24 protein-coding genes and 1 tRNA gene are annotated in these 25,113 nt (G+C 64.8%); 18 read left to right on the top strand and 7 right to left on the bottom strand.

Annotated elements, in window-relative coordinates; translation table 11 throughout:
- The first annotated feature begins 102 nt into the window (after nt 1-102).
- The 18 genes from ACFV0O_RS04320 to xerC all read left to right on the top strand — a co-directional run bounded on the left by ACFV0O_RS04320 (nt 103) and on the right by xerC (nt 18,750).
- Nucleotides 103-1,464 (top strand): restriction endonuclease, encoded by a 1,362-nt coding sequence (locus ACFV0O_RS04320; protein WP_380336159.1) that lies wholly within the window; start codon nt 103-105, stop codon nt 1,462-1,464.
- 626 nt (nt 1,465-2,090) lie between these two features.
- A complete protein-coding gene (locus ACFV0O_RS04315) occupies nt 2,091-2,648 on the top strand; it encodes a potassium channel family protein (RefSeq protein ID WP_380336156.1) in 558 nt (185 codons plus the stop codon).
- A gap of 127 nt (nt 2,649-2,775) precedes the next feature.
- Nucleotides 2,776-3,720: a single-stranded DNA-binding protein gene (locus ACFV0O_RS04310; RefSeq protein WP_380336153.1), complete on the top strand. Its 945-nt coding sequence runs from the start codon at nt 2,776-2,778 to the stop codon at nt 3,718-3,720.
- A 262-nt stretch (nt 3,721-3,982) separates the two neighbouring features.
- Nucleotides 3,983-4,843 carry a hypothetical protein gene (locus ACFV0O_RS04305; RefSeq protein WP_380336150.1) on the top strand — a complete coding sequence of 287 codons (861 nt, stop codon included), beginning with the start codon at nt 3,983-3,985 and terminating at the stop codon, nt 4,841-4,843.
- Between the two features lie 117 nt (nt 4,844-4,960).
- Nucleotides 4,961-7,267, top strand: a complete 2,307-nt coding sequence (locus ACFV0O_RS04300; protein ID WP_380336147.1) for a type IV secretory system conjugative DNA transfer family protein — start codon at nt 4,961-4,963, stop codon at nt 7,265-7,267.
- Nucleotides 7,268-7,402: 135 nt separating this feature from the next.
- On the top strand, nt 7,403-8,305 hold the full coding sequence (locus ACFV0O_RS04295) for a replication-relaxation family protein (RefSeq protein WP_380336144.1): 903 nt from the start codon (nt 7,403-7,405) through the stop codon (nt 8,303-8,305).
- Nucleotides 8,306-8,409: 104 nt separating this feature from the next.
- The gene (locus ACFV0O_RS04290; protein ID WP_380336141.1) at nt 8,410-9,798 is read left to right on the top strand and encodes a type IV secretory system conjugative DNA transfer family protein; all 1,389 of its coding nucleotides are present in this window, start codon (nt 8,410-8,412) and stop codon (nt 9,796-9,798) included.
- Nucleotides 9,799-9,830: 32 nt separating this feature from the next.
- A complete protein-coding gene (locus ACFV0O_RS04285) occupies nt 9,831-10,148 on the top strand; it encodes a hypothetical protein (protein ID WP_380336138.1) in 318 nt (105 codons plus the stop codon).
- Between the two features lie 606 nt (nt 10,149-10,754).
- Entirely contained in the window at nt 10,755-10,982 is a 228-nt protein-coding gene (locus tag ACFV0O_RS04280) for a hypothetical protein (protein ID WP_380336136.1), read from the top strand.
- Entirely contained in the window at nt 10,957-11,478 is a 522-nt protein-coding gene (locus ACFV0O_RS04275; protein WP_380336133.1) for a DUF6879 family protein, read from the top strand. Before ACFV0O_RS04280 ends, ACFV0O_RS04275 begins: the two co-directional genes overlap by 26 nt.
- Nucleotides 11,479-11,484: 6 nt before the next feature.
- Nucleotides 11,485-12,339 (top strand): helix-turn-helix domain-containing protein, encoded by an 855-nt coding sequence (locus tag ACFV0O_RS04270; protein ID WP_380336130.1) that lies wholly within the window; start codon nt 11,485-11,487, stop codon nt 12,337-12,339.
- A 96-nt stretch (nt 12,340-12,435) separates the two neighbouring features.
- Nucleotides 12,436-12,981 (top strand): ATP-binding protein, encoded by a 546-nt coding sequence (locus ACFV0O_RS04265; protein WP_380336128.1) that lies wholly within the window; start codon nt 12,436-12,438, stop codon nt 12,979-12,981.
- Nucleotides 12,978-14,426, top strand: a complete 1,449-nt coding sequence (locus ACFV0O_RS04260; RefSeq protein WP_380336125.1) for an ASCH domain-containing protein — start codon at nt 12,978-12,980, stop codon at nt 14,424-14,426. The genes ACFV0O_RS04265 and ACFV0O_RS04260 overlap by 4 nt, the downstream gene beginning before the upstream one ends.
- Nucleotides 14,419-14,838 carry a low molecular weight phosphotyrosine protein phosphatase gene (locus ACFV0O_RS04255; RefSeq protein ID WP_380336122.1) on the top strand — a complete coding sequence of 140 codons (420 nt, stop codon included), beginning with the start codon at nt 14,419-14,421 and terminating at the stop codon, nt 14,836-14,838. Before ACFV0O_RS04260 ends, ACFV0O_RS04255 begins: the two co-directional genes overlap by 8 nt.
- A gap of 188 nt (nt 14,839-15,026) precedes the next feature.
- Nucleotides 15,027-15,779 carry a ParA family protein gene (locus ACFV0O_RS04250; RefSeq protein ID WP_380336119.1) on the top strand — a complete coding sequence of 251 codons (753 nt, stop codon included), beginning with the start codon at nt 15,027-15,029 and terminating at the stop codon, nt 15,777-15,779.
- Between the two features lie 182 nt (nt 15,780-15,961).
- A complete protein-coding gene (locus tag ACFV0O_RS04245) occupies nt 15,962-16,123 on the top strand; it encodes a hypothetical protein (protein WP_380336116.1) in 162 nt (53 codons plus the stop codon).
- A gap of 976 nt (nt 16,124-17,099) precedes the next feature.
- Entirely contained in the window at nt 17,100-17,507 is a 408-nt protein-coding gene (locus tag ACFV0O_RS04240; protein WP_380336668.1) for a helix-turn-helix domain-containing protein, read from the top strand.
- 43 nt (nt 17,508-17,550) lie between these two features.
- Nucleotides 17,551-18,750 carry a tyrosine recombinase XerC gene (gene xerC / locus ACFV0O_RS04235; RefSeq protein WP_380336113.1) on the top strand — a complete coding sequence of 400 codons (1,200 nt, stop codon included), beginning with the start codon at nt 17,551-17,553 and terminating at the stop codon, nt 18,748-18,750.
- A 117-nt stretch (nt 18,751-18,867) separates the two neighbouring features.
- Here the strand turns inward: xerC and ACFV0O_RS04230 are convergent.
- From ACFV0O_RS04230 to ACFV0O_RS04200, 7 genes are all read right to left on the bottom strand, one after another.
- A tRNA-Pro gene (locus tag ACFV0O_RS04230) sits at nt 18,868-18,941 on the bottom strand.
- A gap of 145 nt (nt 18,942-19,086) precedes the next feature.
- Nucleotides 19,087-20,541: an MFS transporter gene (locus ACFV0O_RS04225; protein WP_380336110.1), complete on the bottom strand. Its 1,455-nt coding sequence runs from the start codon at nt 20,539-20,541 to the stop codon at nt 19,087-19,089.
- A gap of 133 nt (nt 20,542-20,674) precedes the next feature.
- Nucleotides 20,675-21,463 (bottom strand): DUF1684 domain-containing protein, encoded by a 789-nt coding sequence (locus ACFV0O_RS04220; protein WP_380336107.1) that lies wholly within the window; start codon nt 21,461-21,463, stop codon nt 20,675-20,677.
- A gap of 269 nt (nt 21,464-21,732) precedes the next feature.
- A complete protein-coding gene (locus tag ACFV0O_RS04215) occupies nt 21,733-22,602 on the bottom strand; it encodes an acyl-CoA thioesterase (RefSeq protein ID WP_380336104.1) in 870 nt (289 codons plus the stop codon).
- A gap of 223 nt (nt 22,603-22,825) precedes the next feature.
- Nucleotides 22,826-23,437, bottom strand: a complete 612-nt coding sequence (locus ACFV0O_RS04210; protein WP_380336665.1) for an alpha-ketoglutarate-dependent dioxygenase AlkB — start codon at nt 23,435-23,437, stop codon at nt 22,826-22,828.
- 164 nt (nt 23,438-23,601) lie between these two features.
- Entirely contained in the window at nt 23,602-24,066 is a 465-nt protein-coding gene (locus ACFV0O_RS04205; protein ID WP_380336101.1) for a transglycosylase family protein, read from the bottom strand.
- A gap of 229 nt (nt 24,067-24,295) precedes the next feature.
- Nucleotides 24,296-25,069, bottom strand: a complete 774-nt coding sequence (locus tag ACFV0O_RS04200; RefSeq protein ID WP_380336098.1) for a transglycosylase family protein — start codon at nt 25,067-25,069, stop codon at nt 24,296-24,298.
- Nucleotides 25,070-25,113: the final 44 nt, after the last annotated feature.

Genomic DNA, 25,113 nt, shown 5'->3' with positions numbered 1-25,113 from the left:
TTGAAGCAGCAGGCGCGTGCCACAGCGGCGCAGGGCGGGGCCCCACAGGCGACCGGCCGCGCTGCCGCCCCGGCGACTCAACCCCGTCCCAGGAAGCGGAAGGTGGACCCCGCCGTCGAACACGCCCGGCTCCTGGCCGCCGGCGAGAAGCACCTCCAACGCGAGGAGGCTGCCCGCGCCAAGGAAGCCGCCCGCGTGGAAGCCGAGTTGGCCAAGCGCCAGACGGCTCGTCGCCGGGAGGAGGAGGCGAAGAAGCGCGCGGACGCCCAGGCCGAGAAGGAAGCCCAACGGCAAGCCCGACAAGCCGAGACGGCCCGACTCAAAGCCCAGGCCGAGGAAGGCACTGCCGAGTGCAACCGGCGCCGCGAGGAACTGGAATCAGTCCTGTTGATGCGTCCCGAGGGCCTGGAGGCGTGGCACCCGCACGTCGAGGAGGCCTTCGCCCACGACGGTCCTCAGGGCGTCGCCGAGCGGATCGAAGACCTGCTACTGCGCTCCCCTGTCCCCCCGGGCTGCCGGACCGCGGCCCAGGCGGTCTACGTCCCCGAGGCCCAACAGCTCCTGATCGACGTTGAGCTGCCCAACCACGAGATCGTCCCCACGGTGGCCTCCTACCGCTACGTCGCACAGCGGGCCGAGATCATCCGCCAACCTGCCAAGCAGGCCGAGATCCAGGAGGCCTACGCCCGGCTCGTGGCCCGCCTGGCCCTTCGCGCGCTGGACGAGGCGTTCTCCGCCACCCCGGCCGCGTTCGTGGAGACCATCATCCTCAACGGCCGCGTCAACACCACCGACCGGGCCACCGGCCAGACCGTCCGGGCCTGCGTCGTCAGCGTCGTCGCCGAGCGCAAGGACTTCGCCGAACTGGTCCTGGACGAGCCCAGGCTCGACCCGCAACAGTGCCTCCACCGGCTCGGCGCCACCGTCTCCAAGCACCCCCACGACCTGGAACCGGTCACACCCATCGTCGAGGCGGACCTGTCCCGCTACCGCATCACCACCGACACCGCCGTGGTCGCCACCCTGGACAGCCGGCTTGATCTGCTCCAGATGAACCCCTACGACTTCGAACGTCTGGTGCGCGAACTCTTCGAAGCCATGGGCTACGAGACCTGGCGCACCCAGGGATCCCGCGACGACGGCGTGGACGCGGTCGCGACACTGACCGACCCGACCGGATCCACGATCTTCGCCATTCAGGCCAAACGCTCCAAGAACGTGGTCCCGGTGAACACCGTCCGCGCCATGTCCGGCGTCATGCACGACAAGGACGCCGGCTACGGCATCGTCGTCACCACCTCGTGGTTCGGCAAGGACAGCTACGACTTCGCCCACCGCAACGGCCGCCTCCGCCTCATCGACGGCCGCAACCTCAAAGCCCTGCTCGCCGAGCACCTGAACATCGACGCCCTGATCGGACTGCCCAAGGTCCCCCCGGGCTGGCAGGCCGGCGACCTCGCGTAGGCGCGAACGTGGGGCCGCCGCGCCGGGTTGCCGTGGCCCCTCGGCCGACGGCTGTGATCCCCGGCCGGTCCCCAGCAAGATCGCAAAGCGGCGGCATCGCAGCCGCCCACCACCTGTCGGACCATCAACAAAAAGGCCGCTGACCTGGGATTACTCCCGGCCAACGGCCTTCCGACACAATGTCGGGACGACAGGATTTGAACCTGCGACCCCTTGACCCCCAGCGGCCGAATCAAGGGGTTTTGCGTCCATCCAGTCCATATGGTCCGGCAAACATCCAGGTCAGAGCGCTGCACTCCCGCCGGCCCCAGAGGGTGTGTGACAAAGGTGTGACACGGTTGCCTCTCGCCACGGCCGGCCCCAGAGGTCACCAGACGCCCCAGGACGAGCGAGGGCCCGCCGGGTGGGTCTTGTCCCAGGAAGGCGCGAAGCGCCCGCTTAGTGGATCTTGGTGCCCTCACAGGGCACGCACACAGTTTGAGGCGCGGGAGCCAGGCAAGGGGTCGAATTCTTGGGCAGCGCCCGCGCCCCGCCCAGCAGCCTAACGAACCTGCCCACGCCAGAGAGTCGCCAGCCCTTATCCACCCACGCCCCCTAGGGTTGCTAGAGCGACCGACGGAGGGTATGTGGTAAAAGAAGACAAGTCACAAGACTCTGAGGTCGCGCTTACTGGCTGGAAGACGGCTTACATCACGCGACCAACCCTCGCCATGTGCGGGGCCTTTGCCGCTTATTGGTGGCTAGAACCACGGGCCAGCAAATCTGAACTGCTGCTCGTCGCGGCGGTGATGCTGTCCTACTCGCTTTTCTCCACAGCTCGCGTTTCCAGGCGATGGCTCGCAGTAACTCCTCAGATTCAGCGTTTGGCTGTCCACGTCGCCCGACTCTACTTCCTTCTTGGGCACATTGTAATTCTCTATCTACTCGGCTTCGCAACGCTCTATCTGGCACTCGGGCGAGGAGCACTGGGCACTTGCATGAATATCCAGATGAATAGGGCATCTAGCCTCTATTTCACGCTCACCGTCTTTACAACCACGGGATTTGGCGACATCTCGCCAAGTACCGACGGCTGCCGGATGCTGGTTTCCGCACAGATGTTCTCAGGGTTTGCCTTGGTCGCGATCTTCGTCGTTCTCTGCCTGGGACGCCTAGGGGAGATTATCGCCAAGCCCCAACCGTGAGGAACACGTCATCTCTTTATCTGCAAGCCAAGCGGAACATTCCGTCGCCTGCCACTGGCTTGAGCCTCTTTGTTTGTAAGCTAGATTACATCTTTCGGCTGTCCCAGCTCGTATAATCCGCTCTCATATGCCAGAACACGAGCGACAAGCAAACTTTGATGGGGCAGCCATCGCTAAAGCCCTCAATACGGACGCCACCCCGGTGAGTGATCCCGCTTTTGGCAAGGGCCAGCACTTCCAGGTGGAGAGCGAGAAGACCTTTCTTAGCCTGGACACTTTCCCCGAGACCGGCGTCTCACGTATCACAACCAAGGGAGCCCGCATCGAGCTCTTTGGTGGCCTGCCGCCCACAGTCGAGGAAGAGGGTGTCGTCTTCCTGCAGAAGGACGCCGATCACGAGCACGCGAGCCTTGCCCTCCACCCTGATGGCGCTATCACCATGGGCTACCAGGTCGACACGGGACCTGCGCCCGTCGCAGGCCTGCCCGATGAGGAGGCACACGACGACCAGGAGCCGGCCAAAAAGGTCGTGACCCCTTCGGCCAAGCCACCAGAGAAGTCTGCGAAGCAGCTCAACCGGATGCCTGGTGCCTACCCCGATGTACGACCCATGATCCACCAGGTTGGACAGGCACCCGCTGGCGCACCGTCGCCAGAGACTGACGCTCAGGCCGCGGAGGATCCACTTGCCCGCGCTGCTCGCATTCGAGCGACGGATCAGGCGAAGCAATCTCCCGCGCCTGCGGAGCAGGGGAGCGAGGATGAACGTGAGCGCGTGAAGGTCACCGGTCGGCTCGGGAGAAACCCCACCATCCGAGAGACTCGTGGTGGCAAGCTGGTCGCCAAGTTCCCCCTGGCACTCCATAACGAGGACGGCACCACCACCTGGCGTGATGTTCTGGCCTTCAACGAGCGTGCAGCGGCGCTGCAAAAGCGCATCGAGGCTGGCGAGTTGGTCAAGGGACGCGAGGTCGACGTCGTCGGGTACCTCCACGAGCGTGAATACAAAGGACGAGACGGCACACCCAAGATGGCGCAGGAGATCTACTCAGTTGCAATAACCAGCCGCTGAGGAGGCCCGTTGGGCCTGGCACTCCGTTTGGTATGTAAGTACCCACCTGGATGTTCTTCTTCTCCCATAGAAAAGAAACGCCAGATCTCCCCTGCGCGCAACGTATCCAACCTTCGCACGTCCGATAGGAAATCTACCCCTTGACGATAGTGCGGCAATCTGCCATACACAATGGCATATGGCAGAAGGGGGAGAAGGGTCGTTACCAGCCCGAAGGGAACAACAGGCGCCATCCGAGCAGTTCGCTCCTGGTGACCACGAGATGCGCCGTGACTACCAGATTCGCAAGGTGGCCCACGCCCGCGGTATCTCTCTTGAGGCATATAGCACAGAGCCCGCTGTTCAGGCTCTCGCCACCGTCACCAAAGACACGGAGGATCTCCTTCTCAACTTCGACTATCCCTATTCCACCTATGTTGAACAGGATATGGGACAGCACTCGCTCCGCGAGCGCTATGGCACAGCCACGCTTCTCCTGCACGCCAGCCAAGCAATGCTTAATGAGGGGTTCCCCACTGCCATCTATTCATTCGCAAGTGAAATCGACGGTGCGGTTAGCCGGTACGGACTTGCCGTCGAAAGGAGCACTGAACCCGACAGGCTTGATAACCCTCCTCATGCGGTCTTTTCGCCGCCGCCAGAGGGAGCATGGCATGACTCCCACGCCGCGGACCATCTCAGCCCACCGTCTGGGAACTACCGTTGGTGGAATTCCCGTCTTGATCCTGATGACCTCTACGACCATCCAGAGTTTCCAACGAACCCTATTCTTCCAGAGGAGAGGGAGGAGTGGTTGCAGCGGTGCAACCAGGAGGCAGACCGCCTAGGAGTGCCGGCCGAAAATCTTAAGGACCCGCGAGTCATACATTTCCTTGCCCAGCTCAGCGATGCCCGCCGGCTCCTTGCTACGCAGGAGAAATGTCGCGAAATTGCAACCGAGCCAGAAGGCCTCACGCCCTCCGCGCGTGAGCGGATCGCCGAGGCAAGCCACCTCACACGGGCAGTGATCATGGTGTTGGAGGATGGCTTGGGAGGCAAGGCGCCGCTAGCACCGGCCGATCTTGCACACGAGGTCAACCAGGCGGCAAAGCCCTACGGATGGCAGGCCGAGCCGGCCGCCTAGCGAGTACACATCGGTCAACTCACGGCTGCTGGTCTTCCGATCTATTATTGGAAGCACTAGGCGGAGCCCTACTCCGTCAAGCTCAACCCTCTCTTACCCTCAGAGAGGAGAGGTATCGTGGGATCAGACGTTCTCATTGGCCATGAGGGTCTCGCCCCTGTCTATCTTCGCAACTCCAACCGCACGGCACACGTCGCGATCCTGGGCAAGTCTGGCTATGGAAAGACCACCCTGCTTGAGCACTTAGTTCTCGCTGATATGCGCGATGGCACTGGAGCCATCGTTATTGATGCGCATGGCGACCTCACGAGGGACTTAGTCGCCCTAGCACCATTTAAGAGTTCTGATCGCCCGGACGATCCCAGCACACGGGTGATCCTCGTTGAGCCCAATACTGAGCAGCCGTTCGGTTTGAATTTGTATGAGTGCCCGCCTGGCGCCAAGAGCGAGGTAGTAGAGAACACTGTTGGGCAGGTACTTGAGATCTTTCACAAGCTGATGGGTACTGAGGGTGCTGGCCTGCGCCCCATCATCGACCCAGGGTTTCGCAACACCGCCCGGGTACTTATTGCCAACCAGCTCACAATGGCAGAGCTGCCCCTTCTTTACACCGATCAAGCTTTTCGCCACGATGCCCTCCGTCGCGTCACAAACCAGTACGTTCGGCAATACTGGCAAGACTACGAGGCAGCCACTTCTCAGAAGAGGGCGGAGAAGAGCGATCCAATCCTTAATAAGGTAGGCCGCTTTCTTGAGGACGACCGGATACGCCTAATGGTCAGCCAGACCAAGTCAACTATCCCGTTTCAGGATGTGATGGACAACGGCGGCACCCTCATTCTTAACCTCGCCAGCCTGGATCGTGAATCCGTCTCGTTCCTTGGCATGGTGTTTCTCTCGGTTCTAAGTAACGTTATCCAGAAGCGGGATGAGGTTCCTAAACACCGACGCAGAAGAGTGCATCTTTATCTCGACGAGTACGGTAGGTTTGCCACGTCTACCACGCGACGTCTCATTGATGAAGCGCGGAAGTACGAGATCGGCATCACGATCGCGCATCAGAATCTCGCCCAAACGCCGGATAGAGAAGCTCTCAGCGTCGAGACTCTGATTACCTTCCAGCTCTCAGCCGACGACGCGCATGAAGTTGCAGGAACCTTTGATTGCACACCTATTCGCACTAAGCGGGTAGCGCGTCAGCGCACCGAGCCTCAGTATCGCGAGTGGGAGGAGGAAGTATGGGATAGCGACGTAGCTCGCCGATATTACGAGGAATTGAAGAGCAGGCTAGAGGCAATTGAATCCGAATACCGGAATCTCGATCAAGAGAATGCTGTTGCTGCGGGCATGCTTAGAGAGATACGGCCCTTACCGAGGAAGCATCGCTTTGACTCCTTGAATGGGACCGTGTATGGCGTATACATCATTCATGATCTACCCTTTGGCCTACGCTCTCCTGAAATAGACATGCACCAGTTGGTAAACATTCTTGCACGCCTGCACAGCAAATACGGCCGGCAGCCTCGGGGGGATGAGTTGTCCGAGGCTCACCAATGGCTCGACGCTGCCCTTGCTAGATGCGAGGAGATCTACCGGAATAGCGAGGTCCTACTTCCCCAGCTCCGAGAAGAGCTAAACAAGCTCAAATCAAAGACTACCTCTCTATATGAGCAGCACGCCTCGCTTGAACCACGGAAGGAGCACACCGGAGATACGCCCGTCAAAGACGGCTGGGAGACGGTCTATGACTACATTGATGAACTCGACCAGACGCACGCCGACCGCCAGGCCGAGATTGCCAACATACTCACACAGCTGCCTAAATATGTCATGTACGGCAAGGTGACCGCAGCAGATGGGAAGCCACACGAGTACACGGTAAAAACCCTACCGCCCGCATCGCTACCGACGTACGAGGATTATGAACATCAGACAGAGACGGCTGAGCACAGGAGGGAGCGAGAAGAGCGTGAGCGGAGTTATAAGCTTCGGGGCCTTGATCGAATTAGTACAGAGACCCTCTTTGAGTTGCCGTTCGGTGACGAGTCTGAATCAGAGCGGCTCCGGAGGGCTGAACGGCTTAAGCAGTACAAGGAATTTAAGAAGACGCACAGAGAGTTCATACAGAGCTTCTTCCTTGACCCCGAGGCCCGCCTCCGAAGTGCCCGCTCTGAGAGCAGGAAGCAGTTTGGTGTGCCGATGGCGCAAGTAGGCGAGCAGGTTATGAGGCGACAGATACGAAAACCACCCCAAGAGCCTCGGCAGATTTCTCCGCCTGCCGCTCCTGATGAGGACCCCACCTTGCGGTCTCTTCGCGAGAAGCTTTCTGAGCCACCGTCACCTAAGGTGAAGCCGCCGGAGGAAGAACCGCCGGACGATCCCCCAATTGGGCGGCGCTCTCCAAGGAAGCCGCCTGGAAAGTAGCTTCTCTTACGCGAGTCTTACCCCGTTCCAGTTCGAGTTGTGACACTCGTTTGGCAAGGTAGTCCAATGAACGACCTACCAAACTCAAAGGGCACTAGCCGCCCACTTCGCATCGGCGAGGTCGATGGACAGATCTTGCGGGCGATCAACAGCTTCCAGTACATGACTGCCGCCCAGGTAGGCCGTCTGTTCTATCCGAGCCAGCACGACAACAACCGCTATGCGCAGCGACGACTTCGCCGGCTGGCCGAGGAGTCCTATCTGCTCCGGCTACGCGAGCTGCCCACGCCCCGCTTAGGTTCCGCGCCGCTGGTCTTCACGCTGGCGGACAAGGGCCGTCGCTTTCTCGCAGCCCGCGGTGTGCCGCTTGTCTCCTCCTACTACCGCCCCTCCGAGGAGTTGGCCAAGGCCTGGGACAACCCGTTCATGGAGCACACCCTCGCTGCCATCGATGTCCTGGTTGCCGCGGCACTTCTCTGCCGAGAGCACCAGGTCACCATGCCAAGGCTGCTCAACGAGCGCCAGCTCAAGCGCTCCACCATCCGCGTGCAGCCCGCAGGCCAGCCCGACAGCCGGCCGGTGAGCGTAATCCCTGATGCCTGGTTCCAGCTGCAGTCGACAGCCGACGAGTCTCCTATCTCGATCGCTCTGGAACTTGACCGCGGCACCGAGGCGCAACAGCACTGGCGCCGCAAGGTCGCCTCGCTTTCGGCCTGGGCGACGGGTCCGTACCGGCGGGCCTTTGACACGGACAACATCACCATCGCTGTGGTGGTCCCCACCAGCCGCCGACGAGACCAGCTGCGCGAGTGGACGCGAGCCGAGCTCACCGCAGCCGGACAGGCTGCCCTGTCCGACATCTTCCTCTTCACGCAGGCCTCGCCGGTCACCACAGACCCAGCTGCCTTCTTCTTCGCCCCGCTCTGGTCCACTCCCGGGGACGACGATCCGGTGAGTCTGCTTGATTCCCCTCCCCAGAAGCAGGCTTCAACTGACGATGGCTGGTGGCTCCGGCCAGCAGAACGGGAGGTCGAATGATCTTTCGGCCAACCCAACCAGTGCCCCGCATCCCCCTTGGCACGTACTGGAGTTGGCTGTTTCCGCGGACCCTCTATCTCCCACTGACCGATGCCCGTGTCCACATGCATGTGCTGGGCAAGACGGGCTCGGGCAAGAGCTACTTTCTTGCTTCACTATTCCTCGCGCTCCACCAGGCCGGCCAGGCGGTCACGCTGCTTGACCCCCACGGCGACCTCGCCCAACTCGTTCTGGCGCAGCTCGTCCAGGCCGGAGCCCTGGCGACACCCGAACAGCGCAAGCGTCTGGTGTACCTGGACGTTCCTGCTGCCGCAGCACAACAGCGCTTCCTGCCGTTCAACTTTCTGGCGCAGCCCTTCGACGATCACGCCATGGCCGAGCACGTTGCCGAAGCAGCACGGCGTGCCTGGCCCGAGCTTGCGCACGGTGCTCCGACCTTCGAGAACATCCTCAAGCACGCCGTCATCGCGCTGCGGCAAAACGGCCTGCCCCTCACCCGACTCTCTGACCTGTTGACCGACTCCGCCTTTCGCGAGCAGGTACTCGCCTCAGTGACCGACCCCCAAGTCGTCCGGTTCTTTCGCCTTCGCATGGACCAGTGGGGACGAGACGGCCCACTGATGAAGGAGTCCACGCTCAACCGAGCGGATCTTCTGACCCTCTCCCCCATCCTTCGCCACGCACTGGGCAGTCCCCGCAACGCCCTGGACTTTCGAGGCATCATCGACTCGGGCACCTCGGTGATCATCAACCTCGCGGTCGCCTCACCTGACACCCGCCGACTCTTTGGCTGCCTAGTGACCGTGGGCATGGAGACCGCGGCTCTGAGTCGTGCGGACCTTCGCGCCGGATCGCAGGCCCGTACGCCACACGTGCTCATCCTGGACGAGTTCTCCCAGTTCATGGCCCAGAGCGAAGAGAGCCTCACGCGCATGCTCTCCGAGGCTCGCAAGTACAACCTGTTCTGCGTCATGGCACACCAGAACTGGAGCCAGGCCTCCGACCGGCTCAAGGGGGCTCTTCAGAACGTCGGACTGGAGGCCGTGTTCAAAGCTGGCCGTCCCGACGCCGAGCACTCAGCCCGCCTGTTCGGCATGGTCGACCCTGACGCCGTCAAGCACATCGTCGCGGACCAGGCCGCCGAGGAACGGACCCATCCCACCTACTACCCCCTCCAGGAGCAGTGGGAGCGCCAAGTCCAGGCCATCCAACAACTCCGCGTCGGCGAGGCCTTCATCAGACTGCCCAACGACCAGGTACGCAAGATCCGCACCCCCAAGCTTCCCGAGCTCACGCTCTCCCCGACCACTCTGGAGAGCGTCCAGCACGACTACCTCGGCCAACACTTCGAGCCGCCACCTTCAGAGCCCGAAGCCCCAAGCGTCCTCAAACCCATCGCTCGCCGCCATCCAGACACTGCTGCTGCACATCAAGGGAAGACCCGAGGGACAGTATTTCACTTACCAAAAGGCGAGAAGAATAGCGCCGATTGACTTTATCTATTTACATTTGCTATAAGTAGGATATGTTCACCGAAGATCAATTAAATCAACTCACCAAGCTGCTGGCTCCACTTTTGGAGGGGCAAGGGGAACTTAGGAGTGAAGTCGGAGAAATAAAACGTGAAGTCGGAGGCCTCAGGCAAGAGGTCGGAGATCTTAAGCATGAAGTGGCCGAGCTCAGAGCAGACTTTAACGGTCACGTGAGGCAGTCGAAGCAAGATCACGAGGAGCTACTCAAGGCGGTGATCTCGGTCGGTGACGCCATACACGACAAGGTTGAACACCAGGACAAGCGCATCACTCGCGTGGAGAAGCACCTCAACCTCACTCCCCTGGACTAGTCACCTCCTACCCCCTGACCAGCTTTCCCTTTTCCTTCCTTAGTTGGCGGCTCTTCCGGGCAGGCTGGCGGGTCAAGGATCCGAAGGACCCCGAAGGGGCTTGTCCTTGACGCGGCGGACAGGCCGGAACATCATCAGCAACAAGGAAGAAAAGAACCCATAGCACCGCCGTTTTGACTAGCCCATGTCGCACAAGAAATGTTCCACGACCGCGTTTTGAGCCTGCGGGACTCGCCAACCGGTGTTGTTGGTCTTATAGCGCATCGCCCCGCGCCTGGCACGTGTCGAAACGGTGCTGAGGGTGGTTCCTTGCCAACGTGTCTCATAGTGGCCTGAGGTTTTACCCACCTCCCGCGGCCTGGGGCCCGAAGCGGCAAGGCCGGATCGGGCTTTCAAGGGCAGGCGGCGCTGCCCGATCTCGCGAGGGAGCGTACGGCCTCACCGCTCCCAGACCGCGCCAGGGCACCGGCCAAAGCCTCAGGCCTCCGAACCTGCCGGGCCTTCCGGGGTTCGTCGCGCAAGTTTCCGCAAACACATAGTGGTCATGCCACTGCGTGCTGCAAGATCGGACACACTGATCGTCCACCCCACGCAGGAGGGCCCATCATGGCGCTGCACATGCTTGGCAAGGACCCCAACAGCCCGGACGGTGACTCGCCCACCGTGTACTACGACGACGAGACGGACAACTACCTCATCCAGGGGTGGAAGGTCCCCGACCAGGCTCGTCGGTCGCAGCTCAACCTGCCCGACCACGAGGACGTGGTCGAGTTCCCCAGGCGCATGATGCAGTTCTTCCCGGAGGTGAATGGTGGGCCAGACGCCCACGCTTAAGGATCTTCTTGAGGAGTGCCAGGAGTCGGCGCTCCACCTGGAGATGCGAGACGGCTACATGCGCGACGACCCGATGTTCATCGCCTGGCAGGCCGGCCACCGCGACGATCCTCAAGATCGCGCGTCTTGGTGGCGGCCGTGGCTGGACGTGATGGCTCAAACGGTCGAGCGCGGTGTCACTGTTCGCCGGGCCCGGATCGTCTCCGAGCCGGTGAGCGAGTACATCCGCTTTGAGTACGACGTCACCTTCACCAACGTCGCCGCTGGTGAGGAGGTCCGCTGGCTCCCCCGCCGGCAGGCAACCGACCTGGTCCTCCCAGGGAACGACTTCTGGCTCTTGGACAACCGCCGGCTCCTGGTGATCCACTTCTCAGGCGACGGCGATGTCACCGAGCGGGAGCTCCTGGACGATCCTGCGGTCATTTCCCTCTGCGCCACGGCGTTCGAGGCCGTCTGGAACCGTGCCACACCCCACGAGCTGTACAAGCCGAACTGATCCCTCGTGGCACCGACTTCTCCTTCATCCAGCGTTGAGAAGGCCAAGCAGTCCCTTGGCCAGCGCCTTCGTGAACTCCGGAAAGATGCTGGACTGACCGGACGGGCGCTGGCCAACCTGGCTGGTTGGCACGAGTCGAAGTGTTCCCGCATCGAGCACGGCACGGCGTCCCCATCCGATGCCGACCTGCGGGCATGGGCCGAGCACTGCGGTGTGTCCGGCCAGGCCGAAGACCTCATCGCAATTGCCCGCGGCATCGAGGGCATGTACGTCGAGTGGCGACGTCTGGAGCGCTCTGGTCTCAAGCGGGTCCAGGAGTCGGTGCTCCCCCTATGGGACCGCACGCAGCGCTTCCGGATCTACTCCTCCTGGCTCATCCCTGGCCCCTTGCAGACCTACGGCTACATCAAGGCGCTACTTGAGGCTGCCAAGAACCGGCGGAATCTTCCGGATGACGTTGAAGACGCCGCGAAGGTGCGGGTCGAGAAGCAACGCGTGCTTCAGGAGGGCAACCACCGCTTCGCCGTGATCCTTGAGGAGAGCGTCCTGCGCTACCGCTTGGGTGATCTCTCTACCATGGTTGGCCAACTTGGACACCTGCTCTGGGCCGGCGCGCTGCCCTCTGTCAGCTTGGGGATCATCCCCCAGGACGCCGACCGCTCGGTCCTGCGTCCCGTTGAAGGCTTCTTCCTCTTCGACGACGAGCAGGCCAACGTCGAGCTGGTATCAGCACACCTGACGATCACTCAGCCGCATGAAGTCCGCATGTACGCCCAGACGTTCAGCATGCTTGCGGAGCAAGCCGTCTACGGGGCCGAGGCGCGTCTGCTGATCACCTCCGCAATCAACGCCTTGGAGTGAACGGATCGCAAGTATCCGCAAGCTCGTGGAAGTTGGCTTTCCACCGCTCCTACCGTCGGACGTCGTTGCCAGACGTACTCGGCGCAAGGGGGCACCATGCCACAGCACAGCCCGCGGGACGATGACCTCCAGGTGATCAGCTTGGACCCGCTCACGGCTGACTGTGGGCCCGCGATGCTGCACCACTCGCAAAGCATGCTGATGACCGCTCCTGGGCAAACGGCACCACCGTGCGGTCCGGCGACCGTGAAGCTTCGCTACCAGCCCAGAGCTGCCCGGGCCGCCCGCCGACTCGTGCGGCGCAAGCTCGTGGAGTGGGGCTTGGACGAGTTGGTCGACGCGGCCGAGCTGATCATTACCGAGTTGGTCAGCAACGCCGTGAAGACAGGCTGCCAGACGTTCATGGTGATCAAGGTCCGCCGTCCTACGCCGACCACGATCCGCGTCTCCGTACGTGACGGTTCACGCGCCATGCCCGTTTTGGTTCAGGCCCACGAGACCGCGGAGTGTCACCGGGGCCTGCACCTGGTGCACACGCTCACCGGAGGCCAGTGGGGCGTCACGCCGGATGCCTTCGGCAAGACCGTGTACGCCAACTTGCGCCAGCACTCCGACACACCCACCCCGGAGAGGACGAGATGAGTACCACTGCGCTCCGTTCCCCCAACAACGTGCTCGCCAACGCCGTTGAGGACGCGATCGACGTCCTCCGGCCCCGCATCCTGGCCACGGATGCCGACACCATCGAGTTCACTGTCGGTACCCAGATCAACGGGCACCCGCACATCGGCACTCACCTGGTGCAGAGCCTCGCCTTCCTGGTCGCCCAGGAAGCGCGCGACGCTTTCGGAATCGAGGCCAAGGTCTGCTTCCACGCCCTGGACAACGCGCCGGCGGAAACCGCGACCGACCCCATGACCGGCACCGTCTATCAGCGCACCTACCGGCACATGCTCACCGAAGGCGCGATCCGCGACCTCCTGGACGAGCACTACACCCGCCTCTTCGACACGCTGGCCAGCCGTACCGGTGTCCCCTTCACGGTTACCACCTACAGCGGCCAGCAGGAGATGCCGGAGTACCGTGCTGAGTTCCTGCGCACCCTGGAGCACCTCGACGGGATTCGTTGGTGGCTCTCTCCGGCCTATGGTGCCGCGCACATCCGCATACCGTGCCCGCAGTGTGGCTGGTCCGAGAAGCACGCCGAGCAGACCCGTCTCGTCGAACTGGACGACAGCGGTGCCCTCTTCACAGCCGTCTGTCTCAACCACGGCCACTACGAGGCCAACATCGACCCGTTCGGCGGCGGCTACCTCGACCTCGCCACCCTGTACCGCAACGTCGTCAAGGAACGCTGCTATCGACCGGGCCACACGCTTCCGGTCATGGTGAAGGGCGGCGACTGGACGTTCGGGTGCCAGCTCGTTGACGGCGCGCACGGCGCCATCGGTGTCCCTGCGGTACCGCCCTTGCGGATCTTCACCCCGCTCATCCTCGCCCCGGACGGCGGAAAGCTCTCCAAGAGCCTGCTCCTGCAGACGGAGCAGGCCGGCCAAGCCGCAACGGGCTGGCTGCTCAATCCCTCCGCGTGGCCCGGGAGCACCGAGGACTACGTGGGTGCTCTGACCGAGACGGCCGAGCTGCTGCTGTCCGACCCCAAGCACTTCTTCCGCTCGTACACCACAACCGAACTGGAACGACTTATGACCACCCGCCGCTCGACCTCCCCGGCCAACCAGGGCCAGGGCCGCCCCCGGAACATGGCCATCTACCGCCAGTACTTCGACCTGATCGCCAACGGCAGTAAGACCGTCGAGGTCCGCGTCGCGTACGACTCCATGAAGCGCATCCGCCCTGGTGACCTGCTCCGGTTCACCTGCCGAGAGGACGCCTGCCTCACCCGCGTCAAGCGGGTGGCCTCCTACCGCACGTTCAAGGAGATGTTCGCAACCGAGGATGTGAAGGCGGTCAACCCGACCGCGACGGAGGAGGAGCAGCTTCGTGCCATCCACGCAATCTTCCCGCCCGAGAAGGAGGCCCTGGGCGTCCTCGCCATCGAGATCGACCGGGTGAACCCGGATGCGTAGCCGTCGTCGGGTGCTGGTCGTCTGCAAGGGAAACCACTGCCGATCCCCCATCGCTGCGTTGATCATCGCTCAGCGATCCAGTGGAGCACTTCACGTCCGCTCTGCCGGCCTTCGCCCCTGGCACGTCGGCAAGCCCGCGCATCCCCTGATGATCGAGGCCGCTGCTTCCTTCGGCTATGACCTGACGGATCACCGCGGTGCTGTCCTGGACGAGGATCTCCTGTCCTGGGCAGACGATCTCGTCGCGGTCGACGAGGAAACCGCTCAGGCCATCCAACTCCTGGTCGGCCCCAAGCGGCCGGTACGCCTCCTGGGAACCGGGATCACCGATCCTTGGGGCAAGGAGCCCCCGGCCTTCGCCCAGGCCATCGTGCAGATCCAGGACGCCACCGCCCTGTACTCCATCACCTGAGAGCATCGCCTCGTTCCACACACTGCGTGAGATTGGCCCCGCTTCGGCGGGGCCTTTCTTATAGAGTGAGAGACTTTCTCTCTTTTATTGCCATATTGACATAATGGCGCAGAATTAGCTATTCTGAGCAAGATAAGAAATTCTGCAAGGAAAACCCGTTGGGGGTTCCTCGCGGATTTAACTTACCTATGGTTATTTCAATCGCCTCACAGAAAGGTGGTGTCGGCAAGACATCATCCGCTATATCACTTGCAGCCGGCCTTGCGCGCCGCGGGAAGCGCGTACTGCTTATCGACATCGACTCTCAGGCTAATAGCAGCAAGGTGCTGCTTCCCAACTACCCGCAGATATCCAAGCAGCAAACCGTCTTTGCCACGATCCTTGAACGAAGCCCGCTACCAGCGCATCCCACGAGCGTTGCGAATCTTGAGATCGTTCCCTCGCATATCCTGCTCTCCAATACAGATGTCGAACTCACAACGGCCATCGACCACCGCGAGGAACGGCTCAAGAAGGAGCTGGACGCCCTTAAGGGTAGGTACGACTACATCTTCATCGACTGCCCGCCAACGCTGTCGTGGCTGACTATCAATGCGTTTACAGCCTCAGACAAAGCGCTTGTCGTCGTAGCCCCTGGGTACTTTGAGCTTGACTCCATTGTCCAGATCAGCAAGACCATCAAGGAAGTGCGAGAGTACTTCAATCCCAACCTTGAGCTGGCTGGTTTCCTCTTCACCATGAGTGACCCGACTGTGAACAGCAAGATTTCGCTTCAGATCTTGCGACAGACCTATACGGGTTCCGTTCTTAACACGGTGATTCCGCGTAACACCGATCTTCGTGACGCTCACTTCAACCGTCAGGACGTCTTCTCGTTCAACCCTAAGTCTGCCGCAGCACTCGCCTACGACAAGTTGATTGGCGAGCTCTTTGGCCTATGAACAAGAAACTAGACACTACTGCCATCACCAGTGACTTAGAGGGCTCGGCGTTCTTTCCGAAACGTCAGAGCGTATCGCTCCATGAGGAGACCTCCACCAGAAGTGATCACCCCGTACCCCTAGTACGGGACGTACCCCCCGTACTACCCGTACCCCCTAAAGCCGATACGCCCAAACGTGTCATGAAGCAGCGCCACCCGTTTGATATCTGGCAAGACCAGTACGATTCACTTCAGCAGTGGTCCCTTAATGAGCGCCGTCAGGGTGGCGTCGGAAGCATGTCTGCTTTTGTCCGCGAAGCCATCGATAAGCTTCTCTCGGAGAAAAAGCAGCAAGTCAAGTAGTTCCTCACGACAACTTAAACCCGTACCCCCGTACTACCCGTACCCCTAGTACGGGTCGTCCCGTACGGGTCGTACGGGCCGTACGGAACTAGGCAAGGAGGTTTCTATCTGTTTCACTCATAACTGGAGCAGACACAGCAGCCGCCGTCTCCCCCGCTTAGCGAGGTTTGCGATTAAAGACGGACTAGCTGGCCGCGACCAAGTGACTGACCGACCGAAACGAACTGATTGGATCCAGCTAGCACTGGATCAATCTAGGACGCTGGGTATCACCAGCCAATCTGAGTTACCTCGTCGACAATTCGCTGGCGTTATAGGAAACCGACGCGCCAGCGTCGACAGGCAAGTGAGGGAGAGAAGGAGCGAAGCGAGCGGGGAATAGGGGAGCCACCAAGGGGGACCTGAGGGGGCTTCTTTGTCATGCGAAACCGGCGCCAGCCTCGGTCAGTCTGCGCATAGCAGTTGATCGAGTAGCTCTCGTACCCAGGCCGTGTGTCATACCGCCTCAGGCCGGTACGACGGCCGGTACACCAGGAGCCGGTGAGCGGTAGCGTCCTGCGGACGGTTGTAGCTGGAAGGAACGGCCCGCTGACCAGCGGGTTGGGGTGGTCATCGGACGGGGGGAGTCAGCCCCGCTCCAGGGTTCCCCTGAGCCTCCCATGCGGTCGGTCGCGCGGCTGACTCCCCCCGTCCTCTCCGCCTGCACATATGGCTTCGCAAAACAGCCCTACGGGTGTGCAGGCTCCGAGTCCACCCCCCAAGGGGGGACACAGTGGCGGCGACGGCGGCTTTCCTTCCAGACCTTCCTTCCGCCGCGCCGCAATAGGCCGCTAACGCGGGGAGTGGATCCGGCGTCGCCGGATCATGGAGTGGGGCAGACCCAATGGGCGGGTGAGTGCCGGCTGGGCATCAGGAGCGGTTGCGTCTGGCCTGCCGGACAGACTTCCCGCGCATCCTCCCTGCACCTGTGGCAGCCATGCCGCAGCGCTTGCACGGTGGCGCAGAATGGATTGCCACACTGGGCTGTCGATATCGCCGGAGGCGTGAGCCTCAAGAGACCCATATTGAGGGCGAGTTGGGGGTTTGTCAGGCGGCTTCAGCGGTAATAGTACATATGACTCCGGTTTGCGGATTTTCCGCTCGTTTGCCGGATTGCTCCTCTTCGCTCCCTTGGGGTTGGTGCTTGATGCAACCCACACTCGATGAGATCCGGTCTTGGGCGGCTACTGTCGATGTCCCGCAAGCGGCGTTGGCTCTGGGTATCTCCCGATCCCACCCGTATGGGTTGATCAAGCGCGGTAGCGTGCCGTTTCGCGTCGTGCAGTTCGGCAACCGCTACCGAGTGATCACCGCTTCGCTTGTTGCGTACCTGGAGGCGTGCTAACTCCGCCTTTCCGTCAGGGGGGATACGACCTGGCAGGTGTGCGATGGCTGATCCAATCAGCAAGATAGTCCTCAAGAACGGCAGGGTGCGCTACCGCTTCGTCATCGACGCTCCGCCTGATGACTCCGGGAAGCGTCGGCAGATCCGCCGAACCTTCGACACGAAGAAGGAGGCCCGAGACGAACTCGCGCGGATTCGCTACCAGCGCGCAACCGGCAGCTTCGTGGCGCCATCGAAGATGACGCTTGACGAGCTGTTGGATATCTGGCTGCGCAGCGCTACCCGCGACGTGGAGGAGGCCACCGCCTCAAACTACGACAATGCGATTCGTCCAACCCGAACCTTCCTTGGCGCCAAGCGACTGCAGCGGCTGACCGAGGAAGACATTGAGGCGTTGGTTGATTGGATGGCCACCAGCGCACGCCAACGTGGTGGAAAAGTCGGCAGCGGTCTGGGCGTGCGCTCTATTCGTCTGACCCTGGGCCGGCTGCGTTCTGCGCTCAACCTTGCCGTTCGCCGCGGTTGGGTCACGCGAAACGTTGCGCAGTACGTGCGGGTGTCCCGCGATGCCAAGCAAAAGGCGAGCCAGAATACGACGACCTATCGCCCGTGGGACGAGGATGAGGTCAAGGCGTTTATCGAAGGGGTCAGGGATGACCGGCTCTTTGGCGCGATGCTGCTGGCGCTGATAGCCGAGCGGCCGGCCGAGGTCTGCGGTGCCCGCTGGGAAGAGGATGTGGATCTCACAGGCACTGGCAGTATCGCCGTTGGCAATACCCGCACCATCGTTTACGACCGCACTCAGCAGCGGGGCAAACGGAATAAGGTAGTTGAGAAGCAGCCGAAGACTAAGGCGGGCGGGCGCGTGCTTCCGCTGCCCGAGCCCGTGCACACGGCACTGCTCCATTTCCGTACCCTGCAGCTGCGGGAAAAGCTCGCAGCAGGGGAGGCCTACGAGGACAGTGGCTATGTCCTGGTGGATGAGCTTGGGCGTCCGTTCAAGACCGACAAGCTCCGTCGTGAGGCTTACCGCCTGATGCAGCAGGCTGGGGTACGCAAGGTCCGTCTCTACGACGCCCGTCACGCGGTGCTCTCGTGGATGGCCAACAACGGCGTGCCCGACACCGTGGTCTCGGCCTGGGCTGGTCACACGGACCTGTCCTTCACCAAGCGGGTCTACGTCCATCCCGACCCGCAGAGCCTCAAGGCCGGCTCGGAGAAGCTTGGTCAGCTGCTTGCCTGAAGATCCCCAAAGGGACTGTGACAAAATGTGACACGCCGTCCAGAACCAACAGCAGAAGCCCTGACTCACCGAAGTGAATCAGGGCTTCTAACCTGCGACTATGGAGTTGAACTCCAGTCGGGACGACAGGATTTGAACCTGCGACCCCTTGACCCCCAGTCAAGTGCGCTACCAAGCTGCGCCACGTCCCGTGGTCTCGGTGCCTTCAGCGAGGGCCTGGGGGGCTCTGCTGTGGGCTTCTCGACCTTGTCTCCGGTTGTCCCGGCGACGTGGAAAACAATACAGCACGTCGGGGGGTGCTCGCTGCCAGGTTCGGGGGTGGGGTGGCCCGGGGGGTCAGGGGGTCGGGTGGCGGGCGTCGTAGGCGAGGAAGGCGGGGCGGCGGGCGGCGAGGAGGAGGACGGCTGCGACGCAGGCGAGGCCGCCGCTGATCACGGAGGTGGCGGGGTTGGTGAGGGCGGCGACGGTGCCGGACTCGAAGTCGCCGAGGCGGGGGCCGCCGGCGACGACGACGATGAAGATCCCTTGGAGGCGGCCGCGCATCTCGTCCGGGGCGGCGACCTGCATCATCGTGTTGCGGAAGATCATGCTGACGGTGTCGGCGCAGCCGGCGACCGCGAGCAGGACGAGGCCGAGCCAGAGGTTGTGGAGGGCGCCGAAGGCGGCGATGGCCAGGCCCCAGGCGACGACGGCGGCGAGGACGGCCGCGCCTTGGCGGTGCACGCGGCCGACCCAGCCGGAGAAGAGCGCGCCGATCAGGGCGCCCACGGCCGGGGCGGAGACCAGGAGGCCGACTGTGCCGGCGTCGCCGCCGTAGAAGGTGACCGCGATGGCGGGGAAGAGGGCGCGGGGCATGCCGAAGACCATCGCGGCCAGGTCGGCGAGGAAGCTGGTGCGCAGGTTGGGCTGGTCGCGGAGGAAGCGGAGGCCGTCGAGGACGGAGGCGCGGCCCTTGCGCTCGCCGAGGGGGCGCATGGCGGGCAGGCGCCACATCGCGTAGAGGGTGCCGGTGAAGGCGACGGTGTCGAGCAGGTAGGCGGCTTGGGCCCCGTAGGCGCCGATGAGGACGCCGCCGAGCATCGGGCCGACGGTGAGGCCGAGGTTCATGCTGACGGTGTTCAGGGCGTTCGCGGCCGGGAGCTGGTGGGAGGGCACCAGCCGGGGGATCATCGCGGAGCGGGCGGGTGAGCTGAGGGCGAAGAAGCCCGCCTGGGCGGCGACGGCGGCGTACAGGACGGCGACCAGGCCGAGACCGGCGAACGCCTGGGCGGCGAGGACGGCGGAGACGACCGCCAAGCCGGCCGAGCCGATGAGGCCGAGTCGGCGCCGGTCGACGGTGTCGGCGATCGCACCGCCGTACAGGCCGAAGGCGACCAGTGGGACGAGGGAGAAGATGCCGACCAGACCGGTCGCGAAGGCGGAGCCGGTCAGGTCGTAGACCTGGATGGAGACGGCGACGGCCGTCATCTGCTGGCCGATGGAGGAGACTGCCTGGCCGAGCCAGACCCGGCGGTAGTCGACGTTGTCGCGGAGCGGGCTGAGGTCGGCGAACGCCCGCCGGTACCACGGCGCGGCGGTGGCCACCGGGTCCGTCGGCAGGGGGCCGGCGGCCACGGCGTCGGACACCGCGGCACCGGCGGCCGCAGCGCCGCCGGTGGGGGGTGCGTCGACCGGATCAGGCCCGGGCGCGGCAGCGGGCGGCACTGCGACGGGCGGCACTGCGGCGGGCGGCTCGGCAGCCGGGGGCGTGTCCGCCGACACGGCGGGGGCGGAATGTTGATCGTTCGACATGGTTCCCCATACTCCGCCCCGCGCCCGGCCGTCCCGCACCGGGGCCCGCCCTCGGACCACCCTCGGCCCGGCACCACGCCCACCGCGACCACGGACCCGGGCCCTGCGCCGCCGCCGGCCCGGGCAGCGTCGGTTACCGGTTGAGCACCTGCTTCTCCCCCGCCTCCACCGCGAAGTCCAGCCGGTTGCCCGGCGGCGGGAACGGGCAGATGAAGTGGTCCGAGAAGGCGCACGGCGGCAGGTAGGCCCGGTTGAGGTCGAGGACCGTACGGCCGTCGGCGTCCGGCGCCGGCAGCGTGATGAAGCGGAAGCGGTAGGTGTCGATGCCGCTGCCCGCGTCCGCGATCACTCCGGTGAGTCGCTTGCCCGACCGGCTGACGGTCAGCGTGCGGTGCTCCCCGGCCACGGTGAAGGCGATCTGCCCGGTGACGGCGAGCGGGCGCTCCTTGCCGTCGGCGTTGGGGACCACGACCGACCCGGTCTCGTCGTCGAACGGGGTGAAGACCGCGGTTACGGCCCACTCGGGCGCGTACGGGTAGGCACTGATGCCCGCGAAGGCGGCCCGACGCCGTGATGCCGGGTCGAAGACCCGCAGGGCGAGTTCGCCTTCGCGCTCGATCGGGACGAGCAGCAGGTCGCCCCGGGTCGCGGTGTCCGCGGCCGGGTCGCTGTCCGGGCGCAGCAGCACCTCGCCGTCCACCGGTCCGTCCGCGCCCGCGACGGTGATGCCGTCGTCGGACGTCGCCCTGACGCGGACGCCCTCGCCGTCGGCCCACCAGTGCCCGGGCAGGCCGGGGATCTCGGCGGGCCCGGGCTCCAGCCAGTGCGTGCCGGTGAGTGCGAGCTGGCCGTGCGGCGCGCTCACGGACGCCGCCCGGCCGTCGCTCCAGTGCTTCCAGTCCTCCGCGGCCGTCGCCGTCATCGGTCCACCCTCCCGGTCGGTCCGCGGACGGCCCGTGGTTCGGGCCGCCCTTCTCGGTCATTCACAACGCTGCCCGCACGGACGGATCATTCCCGCCGGCCCGAAGCCGCCGAAACCGCAACGCGGCGGCAACGAGGCCGACACATCGCTCGACACGGGGGCAGACACTGCGGAACACGTACCGCGGAATCCGCGCCGCCGAACCCGCACCAAGGATCGCGCGACGGGGGTCGCACGGCGCGGATCCCACGACGGGCATCCCACGACGCCTACTCGGCGGGTCGCCTCAACGGCCGGAACAGCCCCTCCTGCACGACGGACACCACCAGTTGCCCGTTCCGGTCGAAGATCTGCCCGCGCGCCAGGCCGCGCGCGCCGTGCGCGATCGGGGACTCCTGCTGGTAGAGCAGCCAGTCGTCCGTCCGGAACGGCTGGTGGAACCACATCGCGTGGTCCAGCGAGGCCATGTCGAAATGCCGCTCCCCCCACAGCGGCTCGACGGGGGCGCGGACGGCGTCCAGCAGCGTCATGTCGCTGGCGTAGGTGAGGGCGCAGACGTGGATCAGCGGGTCGTCCGGCAGCGGGCCGTCGGTGCGCAGCCACACGCCGCTGCGCGCCTCGACGCCTTCCAGTTCCTCCTTGGTCCAGCGCAGCCGGTCGACGTACCGGACGTCGAAGGGCTGGCGCCGGCTGATGAAGGGGGGCAGTTCACCGAGCCGGGAGCCGACCTCTTCGAGGGCGCTGGGCAGGTCCTCGGGGGCGGCGACCTGCGGCATCGGGTGCTGGTGCTCGATGCCGCCCTCCTCGGGTCTGTGGAAGTCGGCCGTGAGCGCGAAGATCGACCGGCCGCCCTGGATGCCGAGCACCCGGCGGGTGGTGAAGGAGCGGCCGTCCCGGATCCGGTCGACCTGGTAGACGATCGGCACGCCGGGCACCCCGGGGCGCAGGAAGTAGGCGTGCAGCGAGTGGACGGGGCGCGCGTCGTCCACCGTGCGGCCCGCCGCCACCAGCGCCTGCCCGGCGACCTGGCCGCCGAACGTCCGCTGCAGCGCTTCCTCGGGGCTGCGCCCGCGGAAGATGTTCAGTTCGATCTGCTCCAGGTCGAGCAGATCGACGAGGTCGTCGACGGGGGTACCCATGAGCACGCTTCCTCTCCGGACTCCGGCCCTACGGACGCGGACTCCGATCGAATTCTCCAGCTCACTCGAATTCTCCGGCGACCCGGGTCATTCCCGCTCACCGTGCCCGAGCCACCAGTTCACTCGAACGAGTAAACGAGTCGACGAACGGATGACGGAAACAATCGAGCCGACGGCACGACGAGAACGACGCGCCCGGGCCGTCCCGTCCCGGCACCCCCGCCTACGCCCCCAGTCCCGACTCCCGCACGGTGATGTTGAGCCGGCCCACCAGCCCCAGCTCCGGCGCCGCCGTCCCCGGGAGCGTGCGCACCACCCCGTGGTACGCGAACCGGGCCGGGCCGCCGAACACCAGCAGGTCCCCGCTGTGCAGCTCCAGGTCGGTCCACGGCCGGGTCCTGGTCTCGGTGTTCCCGAGCCTGAAGACGCAGCGGTCGCCGAGCGAGAGGGAGACGACGGGGGCGTCCGTGCGCTCGTCACGGTCCTGGTGCAGGCCCATCCTGGCGCCGTGCGGGTAGTGGTTGACGATCGCGGTGTCCGGCCCGTAGGACGTGGCGCCCGCGACCTCGGGCCGCGCGTCGCCGTACGCCTCCGCGACGGCCCGGCGGGCGAGGCTGCCCAGCTCGGGTGGGAACGGCTTGACGGGCGCGCCGTCCTCGGCGACCCGCCGGTACCCGTACGGGTACCAGTGCCACCCGAGGCTCACCATGCGGACGGACATCATCCCCCCGGTGGGCATCCGCACCGTGTGCAGGCCGGCCGGCGGGCGGGCCCATTCCCGGCAGGCGGCGATCAGGCGCAGCTGCGCGTCGAGGTCCAGCCAGCCGGGGAGCAGGACGGCCCCGGCGGCGGGTTCGAAACGCCCGCGCGCCCCGGGCCCGGAACCCGCCGGATCACCGGGGGTCCCGGGGGTCCCGGCCGCCCGCGGGGCACCGGCCGCCCCGGGCAGGTCACCGAACAGCTCGCCCTGGATCACCCCACCATCCTCCCGCACCGGCCCTACCCGGTCCCAGCCCCGGTCCCGGTCCCGGTCTCAGTGCCGGCCCCCGTACCGGTCCCGGTGCCGGTGCCGACGTCGTGCCCCGGGTCGGTACCGACCCCGATCAGTCCCAGGTCCCGGGCGCAGGACGGCCAGGCCCCCCACCCCTGCCGCCGGACGATCTCCTCGCCGACGGTCGTCTGCTCCCGTCGGCCGGTGTGGTCGGGCCGGTCCGCGAAGCGCAGGCCGCCGGCCTCCGCCCAGGTGGAGGGCCGGATCTGCAGGCCGCCGTAGTAGCCGTTGCCGGTGTCCGCCTGCCAGTCGCCGCCGCTCTCGCAATCGGCGAGCCCGTCCCACACCGGGTCCGCGACCCGGACGGTGGCACCCGCCCGGCCGCCGCCCGCGGCGACGGCCAGCACCAGCACCACGGCGGCACCGGCCCGGGCCACGGCCCGGCCCGTACGTCCCTCACACGAATGCGGCATGACAGCCGACCCTAGGCACACCACGCACCACCCGCCACGACACGCCGACGGCCGCTCCTCCACCCGGCGGATGACCCGCGCGGGGGAGGAGCGGCCGTGGAAGCCGAAGCCGGTGGGGAGCCCGGGCGGCCGGTGTCAGCCGCTCGGGAGGCCCGGGGAGCGAAGCTTCGAAGCCTCCGCCGTGAAGCCTCAGCGCTTCGAAGCCTCAGGACCTCGGATGCTCAGCACCTCAGATGCTCAGGGCCTGACCCGGGAAGATCAGGTCCGGGTTGCCACCGATGACCTTGGCGTTGTTCTTGTACAGGTCGTGCCAGTCCACGCCCTGCGCGGCGGCGATGGAGCTCAGGGTGTCACCGGACTTGACGGTGTAGTTGCCCTTGGCCGGCTTGGCGTCGTTCGAGCCGGTCCACGCCTTGGCGTTGTTGTCGGCCTTCGGGGCGGCCTTCGGGGCCTGCGCCGGCTTGGCGGCGGCCGTCGGCGCGGCGGCGGCCTTGGGGGCGGCGTCGGCCTTCGGGGCCTGCGCCGGCTTGGCGGCCGGGGCGGCGGGCTTGGCAGCCGGGGCGGCCGGCTTGGCGGCGGCCGAGGTGTCGACGGCAGCCGGGGCGCCGCCCTTGGTCAGGCCGGCCTTGACGGAGCAGACGGGCCAGGCGCCGGGGCCCTGCGAGGCGAGGACCTTCTCGGCGACGGCGATCTGCTGCGCCTTGGTGGCCTGGTTGGCCTGCGAGGCGTACGCGGTGCCACCGTAGGCCGCCCAGGTGCTGGAGGTGAACTGCAGACCGCCGTAGAAACCGTTGCCGGTGTTGATGGCCCAGTTGCCACCGCTCTCGCACTGGGCGACGGCGTCCCAGGTGGAGACGGAGGCGGCGGAGGCCGAGGTGGCCGTGACGAGGCCGGCCACCGGCAGGGCCGCGACAGCGGCGCCCGCCACGACAGCCATCCGGACGCGGTTGCGCTTGGTGGCGGTGGAGGTGGTGGCAGCGGCGGTCTCGTTACGGAAGGTCATGAGGTTCCTCTCGACAGCCCCGGGCGGACATGCGGAACCAGACC

This window comes from Kitasatospora sp. NPDC059577, from assembly GCF_042735475.1.
Classification (GTDB): Bacteria; Actinomycetota; Actinomycetes; order Streptomycetales; family Streptomycetaceae; genus Kitasatospora.
The sequence above is the reverse complement of the archived record's forward strand: the minus strand, read 5'-3'. Positions and strand labels throughout refer to the sequence as shown.

Coding starts and splice junctions, on each gene's coding strand:
- ACFV0O_RS04310 (WP_380336153.1), top strand. CDS start 2,776: ATGCCAGAACACGAGCGACAAGCAAACTTTGATGGGGCAGCCATCGCT.
- ACFV0O_RS04305 (WP_380336150.1), top strand. CDS start 3,983: ATGCGCCGTGACTACCAGATTCGCAAGGTGGCCCACGCCCGCGGTATC.
- ACFV0O_RS04290 (WP_380336141.1), top strand. CDS start 8,410: ATGCATGTGCTGGGCAAGACGGGCTCGGGCAAGAGCTACTTTCTTGCT.
- ACFV0O_RS04285 (WP_380336138.1), top strand. CDS start 9,831: ATGTTCACCGAAGATCAATTAAATCAACTCACCAAGCTGCTGGCTCCA.
- ACFV0O_RS04280 (WP_380336136.1), top strand. CDS start 10,755: ATGGCGCTGCACATGCTTGGCAAGGACCCCAACAGCCCGGACGGTGAC.
- ACFV0O_RS04275 (WP_380336133.1), top strand. CDS start 10,957: ATGGTGGGCCAGACGCCCACGCTTAAGGATCTTCTTGAGGAGTGCCAG.
- ACFV0O_RS04265 (WP_380336128.1), top strand. CDS start 12,436: ATGCCACAGCACAGCCCGCGGGACGATGACCTCCAGGTGATCAGCTTG.
- ACFV0O_RS04260 (WP_380336125.1), top strand. CDS start 12,978: ATGAGTACCACTGCGCTCCGTTCCCCCAACAACGTGCTCGCCAACGCC.
- ACFV0O_RS04255 (WP_380336122.1), top strand. CDS start 14,419: ATGCGTAGCCGTCGTCGGGTGCTGGTCGTCTGCAAGGGAAACCACTGC.
- ACFV0O_RS04250 (WP_380336119.1), top strand. CDS start 15,027: ATGGTTATTTCAATCGCCTCACAGAAAGGTGGTGTCGGCAAGACATCA.
- ACFV0O_RS04245 (WP_380336116.1), top strand. CDS start 15,962: ATGAAGCAGCGCCACCCGTTTGATATCTGGCAAGACCAGTACGATTCA.
- ACFV0O_RS04240 (WP_380336668.1), top strand. CDS start 17,100: ATGCCGCAGCGCTTGCACGGTGGCGCAGAATGGATTGCCACACTGGGC.
- xerC (WP_380336113.1), top strand. CDS start 17,551: ATGGCTGATCCAATCAGCAAGATAGTCCTCAAGAACGGCAGGGTGCGC.
- ACFV0O_RS04225 (WP_380336110.1), bottom strand. CDS start 20,541: ATGTCGAACGATCAACATTCCGCCCCCGCCGTGTCGGCGGACACGCCC.
- ACFV0O_RS04220 (WP_380336107.1), bottom strand. CDS start 21,463: ATGACGGCGACGGCCGCGGAGGACTGGAAGCACTGGAGCGACGGCCGG.
- ACFV0O_RS04215 (WP_380336104.1), bottom strand. CDS start 22,602: ATGGGTACCCCCGTCGACGACCTCGTCGATCTGCTCGACCTGGAGCAG.
- ACFV0O_RS04205 (WP_380336101.1), bottom strand. CDS start 24,066: ATGCCGCATTCGTGTGAGGGACGTACGGGCCGGGCCGTGGCCCGGGCC.
- ACFV0O_RS04200 (WP_380336098.1), bottom strand. CDS start 25,069: ATGACCTTCCGTAACGAGACCGCCGCTGCCACCACCTCCACCGCCACC.